Origin of the sequence: Paenibacillus monticola (assembly GCF_009664975.1) — a bacterium.
Classification (GTDB): domain Bacteria; phylum Bacillota; class Bacilli; order Paenibacillales; family Paenibacillaceae; genus Paenibacillus_AQ; species Paenibacillus_AQ monticola.
Genome location: NZ_WJXB01000006.1, coordinates 100312 through 116315, shown reverse-complemented (window position 1 = coordinate 116315; position 16004 = coordinate 100312). Strand labels below are relative to the sequence as shown.

The 16004-nt window shown below is 44.5% G+C and carries 16 protein-coding genes; 10 read left to right on the top strand and 6 right to left on the bottom strand.

Translation table 11 applies throughout. The annotated features are described in order from the left end of the window. Positions 1-201: 201 nt before the first annotated feature. Positions 202-429, bottom strand: a complete 228-nt coding sequence (locus GJB61_RS17410) for a DUF6199 family natural product biosynthesis protein (protein WP_154120171.1) — start codon at positions 427-429, stop codon at positions 202-204. 260 nt (positions 430-689) lie between these two features. Between GJB61_RS17410 and GJB61_RS17405 the strand changes: the two genes are divergently transcribed. The 3 genes from GJB61_RS17405 (at position 690) to GJB61_RS17395 (ending at position 2222) form a co-directional block, all read left to right on the top strand. Beyond that, complete coding sequence (locus tag GJB61_RS17405) at positions 690-1115, top strand: MaoC family dehydratase (RefSeq protein ID WP_154120169.1); 426 nt, start codon at positions 690-692, stop codon at positions 1113-1115. A gap of 66 nt (positions 1116-1181) precedes the next feature. Continuing rightward, on the top strand, positions 1182-1484 hold the full coding sequence (locus GJB61_RS17400; protein ID WP_154120167.1) for an ArsR/SmtB family transcription factor: 303 nt from the start codon (positions 1182-1184) through the stop codon (positions 1482-1484). Positions 1485-1667: 183 nt separating this feature from the next. Further along, positions 1668-2222, top strand: coding sequence for an NAD(P)H-dependent oxidoreductase (locus tag GJB61_RS17395; protein WP_229521936.1), 555 nt, complete (start codon positions 1668-1670; stop codon positions 2220-2222). 112 nt (positions 2223-2334) lie between these two features. On the opposite strand, the gene GJB61_RS17390 is transcribed toward GJB61_RS17395, so the two are convergent. Beyond that, positions 2335-3204 carry a helix-turn-helix transcriptional regulator gene (locus tag GJB61_RS17390; RefSeq protein ID WP_338115909.1) on the bottom strand — a complete coding sequence of 290 codons (870 nt, stop codon included), beginning with the start codon at positions 3202-3204 and terminating at the stop codon, positions 2335-2337. Between the two features lie 189 nt (positions 3205-3393). On the opposite strand from GJB61_RS17390, the gene GJB61_RS17385 reads away from it, so the two are divergent. From GJB61_RS17385 to GJB61_RS17360, 6 genes are all read left to right on the top strand, one after another. Then, a complete protein-coding gene (locus tag GJB61_RS17385; protein ID WP_154120165.1) occupies positions 3394-5463 on the top strand; it encodes a beta-galactosidase in 2070 nt (689 codons plus the stop codon). 401 nt (positions 5464-5864) lie between these two features. Beyond that, the gene (locus tag GJB61_RS17380; RefSeq protein ID WP_154120163.1) at positions 5865-6503 is read left to right on the top strand and encodes a glycoside hydrolase family 11 protein; all 639 of its coding nucleotides are present in this window, start codon (positions 5865-5867) and stop codon (positions 6501-6503) included. A 90-nt stretch (positions 6504-6593) separates the two neighbouring features. Next, entirely contained in the window at positions 6594-7448 is an 855-nt protein-coding gene (locus tag GJB61_RS17375) for a formylglycine-generating enzyme family protein (protein WP_154120161.1), read from the top strand. Between the two features lie 158 nt (positions 7449-7606). Next, positions 7607-9112 carry a malate:quinone oxidoreductase gene (locus GJB61_RS17370; RefSeq protein WP_154120159.1) on the top strand — a complete coding sequence of 502 codons (1506 nt, stop codon included), beginning with the start codon at positions 7607-7609 and terminating at the stop codon, positions 9110-9112. Further along, on the top strand, positions 9109-10125 hold the full coding sequence (locus GJB61_RS17365) for an AraC family transcriptional regulator (RefSeq protein WP_154120157.1): 1017 nt from the start codon (positions 9109-9111) through the stop codon (positions 10123-10125). Before GJB61_RS17370 ends, GJB61_RS17365 begins: the two co-directional genes overlap by 4 nt. A gap of 153 nt (positions 10126-10278) precedes the next feature. Further along, positions 10279-11073: an SDR family NAD(P)-dependent oxidoreductase gene (locus tag GJB61_RS17360; RefSeq protein WP_154120155.1), complete on the top strand. Its 795-nt coding sequence runs from the start codon at positions 10279-10281 to the stop codon at positions 11071-11073. On the opposite strand, the gene GJB61_RS17355 is transcribed toward GJB61_RS17360, so the two are convergent. The 4 genes from GJB61_RS17355 to kduI form a co-directional block, all read right to left on the bottom strand. Then, positions 11063-11521 carry an AraC family transcriptional regulator gene (locus GJB61_RS17355; protein ID WP_154120154.1) on the bottom strand — a complete coding sequence of 153 codons (459 nt, stop codon included), beginning with the start codon at positions 11519-11521 and terminating at the stop codon, positions 11063-11065. The two genes, GJB61_RS17360 and GJB61_RS17355, sit on opposite strands and share 11 nt — an antisense overlap. 145 nt (positions 11522-11666) lie before the next feature. Beyond that, complete coding sequence (kduD, locus tag GJB61_RS17350; RefSeq protein ID WP_154120152.1) at positions 11667-12422, bottom strand: 2-dehydro-3-deoxy-D-gluconate 5-dehydrogenase KduD; 756 nt, start codon at positions 12420-12422, stop codon at positions 11667-11669. A 38-nt stretch (positions 12423-12460) separates the two neighbouring features. Continuing rightward, positions 12461-13216, bottom strand: a complete 756-nt coding sequence (locus GJB61_RS17345; RefSeq protein ID WP_154120151.1) for a DeoR/GlpR family DNA-binding transcription regulator — start codon at positions 13214-13216, stop codon at positions 12461-12463. 34 nt (positions 13217-13250) lie between these two features. Then, a complete protein-coding gene (gene kduI, locus GJB61_RS17340) occupies positions 13251-14084 on the bottom strand; it encodes a 5-dehydro-4-deoxy-D-glucuronate isomerase (protein WP_154120149.1) in 834 nt (277 codons plus the stop codon). Between the two features lie 204 nt (positions 14085-14288). Between kduI and GJB61_RS17335 the strand changes: the two genes are divergently transcribed. Then, the gene (locus GJB61_RS17335) at positions 14289-15968 is read left to right on the top strand and encodes a hypothetical protein (RefSeq protein WP_154120147.1); all 1680 of its coding nucleotides are present in this window, start codon (positions 14289-14291) and stop codon (positions 15966-15968) included. Positions 15969-16004 lie beyond the last annotated feature (36 nt).

The window sequence follows — 16004 nt, the reverse complement described above, 5'->3', positions numbered from 1 at the left end:
GTGAGTAGAACCGCTACGGTTCGGAGAGTTCTTACGATCGCTGTTAAAGCCCAATTTCCTGATTGAACAATGAGTATAGGGTGAAATTGGGCTTTAAAGGCGAACACTTCGTTTCTCCAGAATCCCTCCGACCCTCCGCTCAACCCGCATGTTTAGTCAACCTCTGATTTTTAAATAGAGCTGCATTTAATGCATACTTTTTTATTGTCTACTCATGAAGTATGGAAATAATAACAGGCCAGAAACGATAAGCATAGCAAGAATACCTGAAATTCTTCGGGCCATGAAATAAGTATTGCTTGGCTCTTTAGTCGCTTTCCAGCTTTCAAACGTTTTCCACATCAACCTTGGAGATATAGCATTTAACAACCCGCTAACAAATATAAGACCAAAAATAAGCATCGGGAACAGTAGTATTCCTTTGGGCATAAGTCTTTCCTCCTTTCAGACCTTATTGTTACGGATTCCGTGCTTACATTCAACAACATCTGATGTTCCTGCGGGTTTCCGGTGGAGGTAGTTCCTATACTCCGTATCTTAAATCAGCCTAGTTCTAATTGGAAGTTGTAGACAGGCACTAAATCGCTGTTATGCCCTATCTCGACCAGGAATTCGATGAACGAGAAGTTAGTTTATTACTTTGACCTTCTGGACTTAACAAAAACAAATCTAAACTAAGAGGTGTATTAATGAAGTATAATGATTTTTTTGTCGGACAAGTATTTAAAACCAAGTCTATAACAATCACAAAAGAGAGTATTACGAGATTTGCAGCGGAGTTTGACCCGCAATATATGCATTTGGATGAAGATAAAGCAAAACGAGGAAGATTTAATGGGATCATTGCTTCCGGAATACAAACAATAGCGGTTTCATTTAAACTATGGGTTGAGACAGGTATTTACGGTGATGATGTTATTGCCGGAACAGCTATGAATAATCTGAAATTTATAAATCCTGTGTATCCAGAGGATGAATTGTATACCATTGTTGAGGTAATTGAAGTACGAGAGAAGAAGAATGAAACGGGACTTGTTACTGTACTGCTGTCCACTTTCAACAACAAAGATGAGAAGGTTTTTGAAGGCGATTTATCCGTCTTGGTTAAGCAGTAAAGAGTATTTAGAAAAGTAATGTGTTGACATATCGGAAAACGTCGATATAATGAACATATGAAACCAATGGACACAATTGAAGTTTTTAAGGCACTCTCTAATGAAGCGCGTCTTCAAATCTTAGAGTGGTTAAAAGATCCAACAGCCTATTTTAGGCCCCAAGAAGGGGTTGATCTTGTCGAGATTGGGGTATGTGTTAGTCAGATTACTGAAAAACTTAATATGACACAATCAACAGCATCTCAATATTTATCTATCTTACAGCGGGCAGGGCTTGTATCGGCGACTCGACTGGGGAAATGGACATATTACAAAAGAGATGAAGAAGCAATAAAGAAAATCACTTCTAACATTCAGCAAAATCTGTAGGTAGTAAAGACTGGATTCAAATATTGGATTCAGTTTTATTATAAAATATATATCGACAATTCTAGATATGTAATTGTGTTTTTTATCTATATATCGACTCGACATATCTAGAATTGTGCCAATGTTAATGTATTCGGTTAGGTCCTCATCGCCTAAATCCACTCAAAAAAGGAGTTGTTCCACATGTCCATGTCCAATCAATCCACTCCAACTGGTAGTGCCACAACGCTCGTTATCGTTGTTCATCCAGAGTTGGAGAAGTCCAGGATTAACAAACGTTTGACAGCAGAACTTGAACGAAGAGGTAAGGTTACCGTCCACAGACTGTATGAAACTTACCCTGATGAAAAGATCGACGTTGCTCGCGAGCAGGCGCTTTTGTCGGCTCACGACCGTGTTGTGCTGCAATTTCCATTGTTCTGGTATAGTTCGCCTTCCTTGCTGAAGAAATGGATAGATGAAGTCTTCGAGCTCGGCTATGCTCATGGTAAAGGTGGCGATAAGCTAAAAGGCAAGGAGCTTCTCATAGCTCTCTCTTCAGGAGGAGCCCAAAGCATGTACCAAGCCGGAGGTTTTCACAACTACTCCTACAGTGAACTTCTGCGTCCGTTCCAGCAGACCGCTAACTTGGTCGGGATGATTTATCAGCCACCTTTTATAGTAAGCCAAATTCGCGAAGTGACCGATGAACAGCTGGAGAAGTACGCCACGGATTACGCCGTTTATGTGGAAGGCTAACTAACTCTTTCTTGCATAAAAGGTTAACCGCAGCATCCCATTACTTTATTTTCATCTAATACCAAACAACTCCGGAGTAACTACCGGAGTTGTTTGAATAGAGTCCTTATATCTATGTTTCATCAGCTTCATTCAACTTATTTCTCATAACACCGGGAGTACATCCGTAGGTTTTACGGAAGACCCTAATAAAATAATTCGTCTCCATGCCTAGCTGCAGCGCAATTTCCTGCACGGGGGTAGCGGCGTTTTCTCTCATTAGCTGCAGTGCCCGCTGCAGGCGCAGATTCTGCAAGTACTTATGCGGAGTTACGCTATACTCCTGCAGGAACAGCCGCTGGAAATGCTGTACCGAATAGCCAACGGCTCCAGCGAGATTGGAGATCAGCAGCGGCTCGGTAAAATGCTCGTTAATTAGACCGACAGCTTTTTGCAGTGCATCGTTTCGGACCGTTTCGAACTCGATACGGCTAACGACCCCTGTTGAAGTTACGATACGGCGCAGCATTAACAGCAGCCGATACATAGTTACGGACAGCTCCTGCATCACCTGTTCGTCTTGACGGTTTGTAGTTTGTAGGCTTACGGTATGCCAGATTCCCCCAATCTCTCTCCAGCACTCTTCAAAGCGGTCCGGCCGGAAGGGAGCGGACGGCAGCAGGTGAATGCCTTCCAGAATTTCGCGAGACTGTGTTCCATGAAAGCCAATAAAGCCCACATGCCAGGGTTCATGGGAGAGTGGGTAATATTCATGTCCGCGATCCGGTGGAAATACAAAGGCCATTCCTGGCTCTAATATGGTTTCTGTGCCACTCTCCAGGTCACGGAACAATCCGTTTCCGCTGCGGATCAGAAAGATCTGGTGTACGGGGAAACCTGTCGGGCGTACATGATGGTACTGGATATGACGGCCCACAGAATAGGGATATAACGGATAGTCATCAGGATTGCGCGGCATTTCAATCAGTGAGAAGGGAAGCACATATATTCACCTCATATTCATTTTGTACTAGTATAACGCTACTATATTCCTACTGCCTGAATTGAATATTCTTATATTATTAATAGTATAAAGAATGATTCAGGAGTTGGATAGTGGGTCTGATTGAATTTCATCAGAGAATAGTCCCATCGGCTCTTGGACCTGAATCTGAGAGGATGATATATAGCAATGATTACTAAATTCCCTTCAATCAGCAGCAAAGCACCTGTAATGCTACACGGTGCCGATTATAATCCTGAACAATGGCTGAAGTACCCGGAAATTTTGCGTGAGGACCTGCGGTTAATGAAGCTGGCTGGCTGTAACGTAATGTCTGTAGGAATCTTTTCCTGGGTTTCACTGGAGAAGGAAGAGGGTGTCTTTACCTTCGATTGGCTCGATTCTCTACTGGACACTTTTTCAGAGAATGGAATTTACGCGTTTCTGGCTACCCCGAGCGGAGCACGTCCGGCCTGGATGTCGGAGAAATACCCCGAGGTGCTTAGAGTAGAACGCAATCGGGTTCGCAATCTGCATGGAGTACGCCATAACCACTGCTTTACTTCCCCTGTTTATCGGGACAAAACAGCCCTGCTGAATTCGAAGCTGGCTGAGCGTTATGCGCATCATCCGGCGGTCATTGGTTGGCACATCTCCAATGAGTTCGGCGGAGAATGCCATTGTGATCTATGCCAAACCGCGTTTAGAGACTGGCTCAAGGTTAAATATGATAACAATCTCGAGGAGTTGAACCATGCCTGGTGGGCAACCTTCTGGAGTCATACGTATACATCTTGGGAGCAGATTGAGTCTCCAGCCCCACATGGAGAAACGCAAGTGCACGGACTGAATCTTGATTGGCGGCGGTTTGTCAGCGAGCAGACAATCAACTTTTGCCAACATGAGATCACTTCGGTACGCAGCTATAACCCAGAACTGCCTGTGACGACCAATATGCATATGATTGATGGGATTGATTATCGCGAACTGGCCAAGATTCTGGATGTTGTCTCATGGGATGCCTATCCGGATTGGGGTTATACCGCGGATGATGACGATGCCCGGCTGGCGGCCTGGATCGCGATGCACCATGATCTGTTCCGTTCATTTAAAAAGAAACCGTTCCTGCTCATGGAGAGCACTCCTTCACTCACGAACTGGCAATCCGTCAGCAAGCTAAAGCGGCCTGGTATGCATAAGCTATCCTCGCTCCAGGCAGTAGCGCATGGCTCAGATTCCGTACAATACTTTCAGTGGCGCAAAAGCCGCGGCTCCAGCGAGAAGTTCCACGGGGCTGTTGTAGACCACAGTGGTCACGCTGAGACCCGCGTATTCCGCGATGTAGCAGAAGTGGGCAGAACTCTAGCAGGTCTTACGGATGTAGTAGGCACATCCACACCCGTGCAGACGGCTATCATCTTTGACTGGGACAACCGCTGGGCCATTAAGGATGCTCAAGGGATCAATAATTCTGCACTACGCTATGAGGAGACCGTGCTCCAGCATTACCGCGGGTTATGGGAGTTAGGCATTCCTGTTGATATCATCAGTTCAGGGGATGACCTGTCGGCCTACAAGCTGGTCATAGCTCCAATGCTGTATCTGATCAGTGAAGTGAATGGCAAAAAAATTGAAAAATATGTGGAGCAGGGGGGGACTTTCCTCGCTACTTACTGGTCCGGTGTTGTCGGGGAGACCGATTTATGCCATTTGGGTGGGTTCCCGGGGCCACTTCGCAGAACACTCGGCATTTGGGCCGAGGAGACCGAAGGTCTGCATAGCCGCGATCTGAATGGGATTGTAATGCAGACAGGGAATGCCCTAAGCTTAAGTGGCGACTATGATGCGCATGAGATTGCTGAACTGATTCATCTTGAAGGAGCAGAGATGCTGGGAGCTTACCGTAATGATTTCTATGCCGGACAACCAGCACTTACACTGAATAAATTGGGTGCCGGACTAGCTTACCATCTGGCTACACGTGTAAAAGACCCAACATTCTATGTGGAGCTATATGCTGCAATTACGAGTAAGGCGGGCATCACTCGTACTATGAATAGTGAATTACCAACGGGAGTAACGGCGCAGCTGCGGACAGATGGAGAGAACGAATATATTTTCGTACAGAACTTCAGCGGTATTCAACAATCTGTGGAGCTGGACGAGAGAGCGTATACCGATCTGGAATCCGGCGCAGTCGCGGCAAGTGTAATAGATCTACCGGTGAACGGCCTAGTTATGCTGAAGCGTAAGGCATAAAGCAGAGTGATAAATAAAACAGAACTTGACCCCAATCACCAGTGTTGCACTGGAATTCTGCGGTATTCGCTGTAGCAACACTGGCACGCTGAGAAATGGAGTCCAATCTCCTTAAAAGTTTCAAAATGCAAAAATCCGTCCTTGTATAGGGCGGATTTTTGCATTTTGGAGTCACTATGAGGCGTTATACTTTCTAAAAGTATGTGAGAAAATAGGGGACAAACCTTTAATTTGGTAACTAGCAATGTATGCGCTTACTTCCTATAATTTACTATATACAAGACGTGAATTATCTTGTAACCGAAAAAACGAAAGGGAGTGATTTATGAAAGGTAATGTTCAAGTTGCATTTAGATATTTAGGGAAGTAGTGACAAGCAAAAAAATATGAGGAGGTAAATTATGTTTAAGTTAAACAAGAAAATGATGACGTTAGTTCTTGCAGCTTCACTGAGTTGTTCAAGTTTGTTTGCAGTAACCGCAAATGCAGCGACAGACTACTGGCAAAATTGGACTGATGGTGGTGGGACAGTAAATGCTACCAATGGAACTGGCGGCAATTATAGTGTGAACTGGTCAAATACCGGGAATTTTGTTGTGGGTAAAGGCTGGAATACCGGATCAGCCTCTAGGGTAATAAACTACAATGCCGGTGTCTGGGCGCCGTCTGGCAATGGGTATTTGACTCTCTATGGATGGACAAGAAACTCACTTATAGAATATTACGTCGTTGATAGCTGGGGCACATATAGACCTACTGGGAATTATAAAGGCACCGTGACCAGTGATGGAGGTACCTATGACATATATACAACTACGCGAACCAACGCACCTTCCATTGACGGTACTGCAACTTTCACGCAGTTCTGGAGTGTCCGACAGTCGAAGAGACCGACTGGGAGCAGCGTCGCTATCACTTTTAGCAACCACGTTAACGCATGGAAGAGTAAAGGAATGAATCTGGGGAGCAGTTGGGCTTACCAGGTGTTAGCGACAGAGGGATATCAAAGTAGTGGGAGCTCAAACGTAACGGTTTGGTAACAAGTCAATTGATATTGCTAAGGCCTGCCGGTCTCACAGCCGGCGGCTTTATCTATTTCAATAACGGATACTACCTAAGGAGATATAACAATGAGAAAACTATTCATTTACTTCTTAATGGTAATTGTGGTTGTTATCAGCGCTTGTTCGCAAGCAAAACCCGATAATAACTCATTAGAAAAGTCTGAACACTTTGTATTAGTTAAAGGCGGGACTTTTATGAACACAAAGTCTAACTACTATGGAAAAAGTGTAACCATAACGAATTTTTATGTCGGGAAATATGAGGTAACTCAAAAAGAGTGGATAGAGGTAATGGGCAGTAATCCCTCAGAATTCAAAGGCGACAATTTGCCGGTAGAAATGGTAAGTTGGTACGACGCTGTTGAGTATAGTAACAAAAGGAGCATACAAGAAGGGTTAAAACCTTATTACAATATAGAAAAGATAAAAATAGACCCCAATAATAAGAGTGATAACGATAATATGAAATGGACAGTAACGATCAATGTGGGAGCTAAGGGTTACCGCTTGCCGACAGAAGCAGAATGGGAATATGCGGCAAGTGGAGGTCAAATGAGCAAGAGTTACACATACAGCGGAAGCAATAATGCCGATGAAGTAGCATGGTATTGGAAAAATGCCGGTGATAATTACTTATCAGGTGATTGGAACTGGCCTCTGATCGAGAACAATCATAATAAAACAAAACCTGTCGGTGACAAGAAACCGAATGAGTTAGGGCTTTATGATATGTCAGGTAATATAAGGGAATGGTGCTGGAACTGGTACGGAGACTTTGATAGTAATAGCGGGTCTTTACGGGTTTTGAAGGGCGGCGGTTGGATGGGCGATGTCAGCAGCAGCGAGTTATCTTATCGGGGTAAGTTCGAGGCAAACGGCATGGGTCCCGATCAAGGTTTTCGTCTGTTTCGTAGTGAGTAGATATTTTATTTTAATTTATAAATAATTGTAATACACTATGTTTTGGTTATAATTGAAACAGAATAGGTGTGTTACTAGATAGTGCCTTGGTTTGGTATGACCCTAAACAGGAGCGCTTACATCCTTTCTGCAAATTTCAGAGTATAAGGATGGTATATATGAGCAATAGAGAAACTAAAACAGACGTTATCTTAATTGGTGCCGGAATCATGAGTGCGACCTTAGCGACATTTCTGAAAGAATTAGCGCCAGAATGGGAAATTACCGTGTTTGAGAAGCTCGAACATGCTGGAGAAGAGAGCTCTAACGAATGGAATAATGCAGGAACAGGGCATGCGGCACTGTGCGAGCTAAACTACACTGTCGAACAACCAGACGGATCTATAGATATAAGCAAAGCAATCCAGATTAATGAACAATTTCAGCTTTCCATGCAGTTTTGGTCTTATCTTGTAAACAGTGAGCTGATCCGTAATCCGCAAGACTTTATCATGCCATTGCCTCATATGAGTCTGGTTCAAGGGGAACACAATGTAACGTTTTTAAAGAAACGTTTTGAAGCGATGTCAAATCATCCTTTGTTTCAAGGGATGGAATTTTCGGATGTCCCTGCCAAGCTGATGGAATGGATTCCCCTTATTATACGTGATCGTCCAGCGCATGAGCCTATAGCAGCAACCAAAATCGATACTGGAACGGATGTCAATTTTGGTGCTTTAACGCGCATGTTGTTTGATCACTTAAAGAGTAAAAACGTCAATATCAAATACAAACATAGCGTTGATAATATCAAACGTACTAGTGATGGTTCATGGGAATTGAAAGTGCGAAATGACAGCGGTAACATTGAACGCCATGCAGCAAAATTCGTCTTTATTGGAGGCGGGGGAGGGAGTCTGCATTTACTGCAAAAATCCGGTATTCCTGAAGGAAAACATATTGGAGGATTCCCGGTAAGCGGAATGTTTATGGTGTGTAATAATCCAGATGTTGTCGCGCAGCATCATGCAAAAGTGTACGGCAAAGCTAAGGTTGGAGCTCCTCCAATGTCGGTACCACATCTTGACACCAGATTTATCGACCATAAAAAATCGTTGCTATTTGGACCGTATGCTGGCTTCTCACCCAAGTTTTTGAAGACCGGGTCTATGTTTGATTTGATAACTTCCGTAAAACCGAATAATCTCATAACGATGTTGGCGGCAGGTGCAAAAAGTATGTCATTAACAAAATACCTGATCGAGCAAGTGATGTTATCAAAAGAAAAGCGTATGGAAGAGTTACGAGAGTTTATCCCGAATGCTAGAATCGAGGAATGGGATTTAGTAGTGGCGGGTCAACGTGTGCAAGTTATCAAAGATACAGAAGCTGGCGGCAAGGGTACACTGCAATTTGGGACGGAAGTTATTACTGCTGCGGATGGCTCAATAGCAGCATTATTAGGTGCTTCTCCCGGTGCTTCTACTGCTGTTCACGTTATGCTTGAGGTCATTAACAAATGCTTCCCGCAACATATGAAACAATGGGAACCAAAAATCAAAGAAATGATTCCTTCATATGGTGTGTCACTAATGGACAATCCAGAGCTTCTGCATGAAGTCCATACTTTAACAGAAAAGGCGCTTAGTCTAAACGATGCAGCTAAAGGAGTTCCATCTGTATGAAGTCTCAATCTTCTGACCGTATTAAACTCCCGCCAGGATTTTGGGCGGGCTTATGTCAATTAGGGATTGCCGCGCACGACGTTGCTCGCACAGCAGGCCTGCCGCTCACTATTATTACGGAACCAGTAGTCACCACCACTCAGTATTTCGCGATCTGGCAGGCTTATTCCGATCTTATGGGTGACACTGCACAAGGCATTATCAAGCTTGCGACTGTTTTTGAAACAGCGAAGTACCCCCCGACCGTCTTAGCGACTTACCATGCTCGTGACTACCGCGACGCGCTTAACCGTATGGCTCGCTACAAACAAATGTGCCCCCCTGAAAGCTTACGTATCACCGAGGAGGGTGAGCACTGTACAATCGAACTGGAATGGCTGAATACCGAGCAACCCGGTCCGACGGTGCTGGTTGGTATCACGCTGGCATTTCTCCTGGAGCTTGGGCGCCGGGGCACAGGTCAACCATTGACGGCGCTGTCCGTCGAATTCTCGCATCCTATGGGCGATGTACAAGCTCTTGAAACTTACTTTGGCTGCAATATCCAGGTAGGTGCAAAATGTAACCGATTGACGTTACGTCGAAGAGATCTGGATCGCTCCTTTGTCTCGTACAACGAAGAGTTGCTGGAGATCCTGACTCCCATTCTGGATCGATCGCTGGGTGAACAGCAGCGCAGCCGCTCCATTCCCGAGTTGGTCAAATGGATCATGAAACGCACCCTCACAGGAGGGCACCCCGACATTCACGCTATCGCGAAGGAGCTCAGTATGAGCGATCGTACCTTGCAGCGCCGGCTTACTAACGAGAATACGAGCTTCAAGCATCTGTTGACACAAGCCAGACATGAACAGGCACGGGGGTACTTGGCAGACCCCTCACTCGATATTAAAGAAGTGGCTTTCTTAATTGGATATGAAGACCAGAACTCGTTCTACCGCGCCTTCCGCCTTTGGGAAGGGGATACTCCAACAAATTGGCGTACTGAACATTTAGGTGCACTCCCAACCTAACCCATCCTGCAGGATGCTAGCATAGACTGAGTATTATCGCTTGGCGTGTTCAGCAATAATTTTGGCGTAATCTGCTAGTTACTGAACCTTCCAGACAAGGTAATATAATCTCTATCCGGAGCACAACACTGTTCGTAAAAGGGGAAATGGATAATGGATATGGGATTAAACAATAAAACAGCTTTAATTACAGGATCAACAAAAGGAATAGGTAAAGCAATTGCCATTGAACTTGCCAAAGAAGGCGTTAATGTCCTGATTAATGGACGGAATTATGAAGAGGTAGAACGAACTGTAACTGAACTGAAGTTAGATTTCCCAGCTACCTCTCCTCAAAATGCTACAGCCGATATTGTGGATACTCAGCAAAGAGAAGCCTTATTTGCAAAGTACCCCAATATAGATATTTTAGTTAATAATATGGGTATTTATGAAATTATGAAATATGAGGACATTGACGATGAAATATGGGAAAAATACTTCCGTACCAATGTTCTTGCAGCAAATGGATTATCTAAATTTTATTTACCTAAAATGTTGAAAAATGATTATGGCCGCATTATCTTTATTGCGAGTGAAGAAGCATTGAAACCTTCAGGACAAATGCCTCAGTATGCAATGACCAAATCCATGCTATTATCCTTGTCAAAAAGCTTATCTAAATTAACAATAGGAACAGAAGTTACCGTGAATACAATCATGCCAGGACCCACACTCTCTGAAAATGTGCATCAAATCATTGATGCTCAGTACCCTAATGAAGGGTTGACTTTTTCCGAAAAAGAGAAAAAATTTATGACCACAAACCTACCTCAATCTGAAATACAGCGATTTATCAAGCCTATTGAAATAGGAAGACTAACAACATTTGTGTGTAGTCCTAATGCATCTGCATTTAAAGGTGCTCCAATCCGTATGGATGGGGGAATGGTACCGACTATTTTTTAAAAAATACAGGTACACATATTTCGCAATAATCGTTGTTAATCATATCACCAGTGTATCTTTCAAAAATCGGTCTGTTGTCAATTTGATATTTACTGTTTTGTAAATTTGTAAAAATTTCAGCCCATGCATTTTGAATATCTTCCGCTGTATGTTTTACTTTGCAAATAACATACTCCCCAGCGGAAAGTTCACTTTCACTGATAGAATTATCAATTCGATAATCGTTTGAAATGACAATACAAGCATCATATCGACAGCTTTCAGGAGGTGTCGTCTCTGGGTTATCTTGCGTAATTCCGAGTATTATTGCAGATTCAGTAAGTAGATTTTTCTCCTTAGCCCAGTTTTTTAACTTTTTCATTACTTGAATGTTTGCAGGACCATATGGACCCACTTGCCGCACATATGCGATGCGATATCTTGGAAGCTTTTCGATTTTAATATTCATATTTTCTTGTTCCTTTCTGTATTATATTTAATACATTTCGAATGCTATCATGATATAAAAAAATAATCATTTGATTTTTTTTGAAGATTTGTTAACACGCAAAAAAGAGGTATCCCACTGGGATACCTCTTTCGTTTAACAACAATTATCTAGCCAACCATCCGCCATCAACATTAAGGATGTGGCCGTTCAGGTAATCGGAAGCTGCGGAAGCCAAGAAGACCGCAGGGCCTTTAACATCTTCAGGAGTGCCCCAACGTCCAGCCGGAATACGGTCCAAGATAGAGTCGGAACGGTTCTGATCGGCACGAATCGGTGCGGTATTTTCTGTAGCCATGTAACCAGGTGCAATCGCATTGATGTTCAGACCGGAACCTGCCCATTCATTGGCAAAAGCTTTGGTCAATCCGGCAACGGCATGCTTGCTGGCCGTGTACCCAGGAACATTGATGCCGCCCTGGTAGGAAAGCATAGAACAGATGTTGATAATTTTACCGTTTCCTCTTTCCAGGAAGTGGCGGCCGGCAATTTGCGACAGCAGGAAGACGGTATTCATGTTCAAGTTAATCACATCGAACCAGTCTTTTTCGCTATGGTCTTTAGCCGGGGCACGACGGATCATACCTGCGCAGTTGACGAGAATGTCAACGTGTCCAGTCAGTTCAAGCGCTTTGTCAAACATCGCTTGAAGGGTGCTATGGTCACTAAGATCGGCTTCGATACTAAGCGCCTTAACGCCATAGGCTTCAGCAGCTTTTACTGTTTCTTCACTTGTATTAAGGGAAGCAGAGATTACATCTGCGCCCGCTTCCGCGAAGGCTAGAGCGATACCTTGTCCAAGACCTTGAGCAGCACCGGTTACGATTGCTGTTTTTCCTGCCAAACTGAATAATGATGACATAATAAATTACCCCTTTAATAGTTGGATTGGTGTACTTCTTATCCGCATTCGATGGTTATCCCTATGTTGCGAAACTGTGCCGCTATCTCAGGGGAGAGCCCCTTATCTGTTAAGATGACGTCTACCTGCTGCAGGGAAGCGAAGGTACGCAGAGCAGTTTGTCCGAATTTATGATGATCTACAACCGCAAATACTATACGTGCTGTAGATACAAGTGCTTGCTTATATTCAATGAAATCTCCGGTATAGATAGAGAGCCCTTGCTCGATATTAACCGCTGTTGCGGAGAGAAAAGCTTTTTGAATGTTCAGGTTCTTCACATATGAGACCGCTTCGGGTCCGGCCAGCATATTGCGGACACGGTACCCACCAGGTACAACGAGGCGGATGTTATCTTTGGAAACCAGTTCGCTGATGATGTACACATCATTGGTGATTACCGTTAGAGGCATGTTGTCCAGCCTCCGGGCAATTTCAAGCGTCGTGCTTCCGCCGTCCAGAGCCACGATATCATCCTTCACAATATGGGCTAGTGCGCGCAGGGCAATCTCCGTTTTTTCCTCAGAATATTTATCCAAAGGATCTTTAGAGGGCAGAATACCAAATTGATCGCTTTGCGCCAGCACAGCACCGCCGTGTACACGCATAATCAATCCTTGCTCCTCCAGCTTGCTTAAATCCTCACGAATTGTTTTTCCTGTGACCTGGAGCTTGTCGCTTAGCTCATTTACCGTTACATCTTTCTGGTTCAGCAGAACTTCCATAATCATCTCGTGCCGTCGTATCGGGTTCATCCGCCTGCCTCATCTTTCCGTAAGTGATTTACCTCTATTGTAATTCTTTCATGGATACGGGGTCCATATCATCATATCTTTTGTTGTCGCCAGCCATGCTCCAGATAAAAGTGTAGTTATGAGTACCAACACCGCTATGAATGGACCAGCTTGGTGAAATAACAGCTTGCTCATTATGCATAACGATATGGCGAGTTTCTGTTGGCTGACCCATCAAATGAAACACGATAGAATCGTCTGGAAGGTCGAAGTAGAAATACGCTTCCATCCGGCGTGGATGAGTATGGGAGGGCATAGTGTTCCACATGCTGCCTGGTTTAAGTTGGGTCATGCCCATAACCAGTTGTGCACTTTGCACGCCATTGGCATGGATGAAGCGGTGTATAGTACGTTCATTAGAGTTCTCAATACCGCCCATTGCACCGGATTCGGACTCGCTTAGTGTAGCTTTTGCAGTAGGGTAGGATTGGTGAGCCGGTGCGGAATTCAAGTAGAACTTTGCAGGTTTAGCTGCGTCCGCGCTCTTAAATACTACATCCTTGGAACCTTGACCTACATACAGACATTCTTTCGTATCTACTTCAAATTCTGTTCCATCGACCACAACGGTACCCTTACCGCCAACATTGATAATACCGAGTTCCCGGCGTTCCAGAAAATAAGTAACACCAAGCTCTTTAAGATCAGTGGTCAGAACAACATCTTTTGTTACGGGATTCGCACCGCCAACAATCATGCGATCCTCATGTGTCAGAACAAGTTTCAATTCATCTGGAGCAAAAATGACAGGAATATGAAATTCCTCGCGTAGGCGTTCGGTATCAAACTGCTTAACCTCATTAGGATGGGAAGCGAAACGTCTTTCCATTGACTATTCAATCTCCTTCGCAAACATATTTTCGTTCGTATAGGTACAATTTACTCCATATCAGTTCATTTAGCAAGTGATAATCTTTTTTATTAGGTTTATTTTAGTGTGTAATTTGGTATAGTGATTGCCATATGAACTGAAAGCGTGCACAATAGAGCTAAAAAGCAATGGATCTATAAAATGATGGAGGGATAATCTTCGATGGCGGATTTGAATAGTATGCAAAGTCCTTATAAGGAACGGCAAACAGAGATTATTTACGCAATAGCGCTGGAAGCAGCGAACAGACCGTTACTGGAAAGTGGCTTATGGTTTCACGATGATGTGCGCAATAACTTCTATTATGCTTCCTATCTATTTGCTGCCACGGTAGAAGCTTCGCTCGACCTGTCTTTTGACAGGGATGAAGCGAAGCAGAAAGCTCAGGACGTGATGCTTACGACACTGCTGCTGCAAAATAGAGTACCAGGGACCGTACTCTACGGTCATTGGCCGTTAGGCTTAAACCCTGTTCCCAGAGAAGCGGCACCACATGAGTTGCCCGTAGAAATTATGGGCAGTCTGATGGTTTACTTCTATAAGAAGTACGGAGCGCTGCTCAGCGGTCAATTGCGTGTAGCTTTCAATACGGCTTTCGGGCATATTTATCGCAGTGATTTCTTCCGCAAGCCTGTAGTGACTTTCGGGCATCATGAAGCCAAATATACGGCTGCGAAGCTCATATTCGGTAAGATGTTCGAGGATGACGAGCTAGTGGAGGACGGGCGCCAGAGCTTGAAGGATACGCTGTTCTACATACAATCCAAAGGGATGCCGGAATACGGAAGCCTACCTTGGTTCTGGCATTGGATTCAGGCTTTTACCTGTGCGCTGGAGCTTGGTGATGGTACAGATGAAGATTTGCAAACAGCACTTCAGGAAATGCTGGATCACCTCTGGAGTGTGCGGGCTGATTTCTATCTGCAGGGTGCCTGGGTTGGTTCCCATTCACGGGGCTGGCCGCATGATGTTCCAGGTGACGTTAATGCACTTCACGATTACGTGCAGTTCGGAGATTTCCCGCTGCCAGAAGAAATGCCGCGCACGGAATATGCCGGATTTTTGTTCTATGAAGCACCGAAGCAGGTCCGTGCTGCTGCACTGAACCGTCAGTCACCAGTAGAAGTAAAGAAGCTTACGCAAAAGATAGTTCCAAGTGACCCCAATCCTCAGCCCTTATTGCATTCTTATGCTTATATTACAGAGCACTTCGCAACAGGTGGCATGTGGGAGCGGGTAGAGGAATTCGATAATGAACAGCAGCGTTGGGCCTTCTCCTTACCACTGAGCGGCCAGAGCGGAGTTAACCAGTTGTATTTCTTCCACCCCGGTCAAGGCTACCATGAAGGAGACCCCCGCCATCAGAGTCGTTATACGGAGGTTTTATACCACCAGAGTGTGATTATAGCACTTTACCCGATCCCGGACGGGGAGCAGAATACAATTATCGGTGTACTTCCGCAGGGGAGATGGCTGGAGCGGCCCAAGGCCCTATTCGGGCAGGCGGGCGAGGTCTATTTTGCCATTTACTTGTCACATCCGTATCAATTGCTTGAACGTTCAAGATATATGGAAGTCTCTGCTGAAAATATGCCTGGCGGAGTCGTAATAGAGGCACTAAGTGTGAATAAAGCGGTTGAGCTTGGAATCGGTGGGCTGGAGCCATTTGCAGAGGCCATGGATTTGAAAGCTCCGGATTTCAGGTTGGAGGTAAAAAGTTCTCTTCAGGTGGAATATAGAAGTTTGGCGGGTGAGCGGCTGCAGTTAATTGCTAGTGGGACAGAAACTGCTAAAGCGCTCATGAATGGAGTCCTACGTTCATTCGACGGATATTTGGTATAAGGATAAGGGACAGTTTCTGTAAGTCATGATTATGGC

Coding starts and splice junctions, on each gene's coding strand:
- GJB61_RS17410 (WP_154120171.1), bottom strand. CDS start 429: ATGCCCAAAGGAATACTACTGTTCCCGATGCTTATTTTTGGTCTTATA.
- GJB61_RS17405 (WP_154120169.1), top strand. CDS start 690: ATGAAGTATAATGATTTTTTTGTCGGACAAGTATTTAAAACCAAGTCT.
- GJB61_RS17400 (WP_154120167.1), top strand. CDS start 1,182: ATGGACACAATTGAAGTTTTTAAGGCACTCTCTAATGAAGCGCGTCTT.
- GJB61_RS17395 (WP_229521936.1), top strand. CDS start 1,668: ATGTCCATGTCCAATCAATCCACTCCAACTGGTAGTGCCACAACGCTC.
- GJB61_RS17385 (WP_154120165.1), top strand. CDS start 3,394: ATGATTACTAAATTCCCTTCAATCAGCAGCAAAGCACCTGTAATGCTA.
- GJB61_RS17380 (WP_154120163.1), top strand. CDS start 5,865: ATGTTTAAGTTAAACAAGAAAATGATGACGTTAGTTCTTGCAGCTTCA.
- GJB61_RS17375 (WP_154120161.1), top strand. CDS start 6,594: ATGAGAAAACTATTCATTTACTTCTTAATGGTAATTGTGGTTGTTATC.
- GJB61_RS17370 (WP_154120159.1), top strand. CDS start 7,607: ATGAGCAATAGAGAAACTAAAACAGACGTTATCTTAATTGGTGCCGGA.
- GJB61_RS17365 (WP_154120157.1), top strand. CDS start 9,109: ATGAAGTCTCAATCTTCTGACCGTATTAAACTCCCGCCAGGATTTTGG.
- GJB61_RS17360 (WP_154120155.1), top strand. CDS start 10,279: ATGGATATGGGATTAAACAATAAAACAGCTTTAATTACAGGATCAACA.
- GJB61_RS17355 (WP_154120154.1), bottom strand. CDS start 11,521: ATGAATATTAAAATCGAAAAGCTTCCAAGATATCGCATCGCATATGTG.
- kduD (WP_154120152.1), bottom strand. CDS start 12,422: ATGTCATCATTATTCAGTTTGGCAGGAAAAACAGCAATCGTAACCGGT.
- GJB61_RS17345 (WP_154120151.1), bottom strand. CDS start 13,216: ATGAACCCGATACGACGGCACGAGATGATTATGGAAGTTCTGCTGAAC.
- kduI (WP_154120149.1), bottom strand. CDS start 14,084: ATGGAAAGACGTTTCGCTTCCCATCCTAATGAGGTTAAGCAGTTTGAT.
- GJB61_RS17335 (WP_154120147.1), top strand. CDS start 14,289: ATGGCGGATTTGAATAGTATGCAAAGTCCTTATAAGGAACGGCAAACA.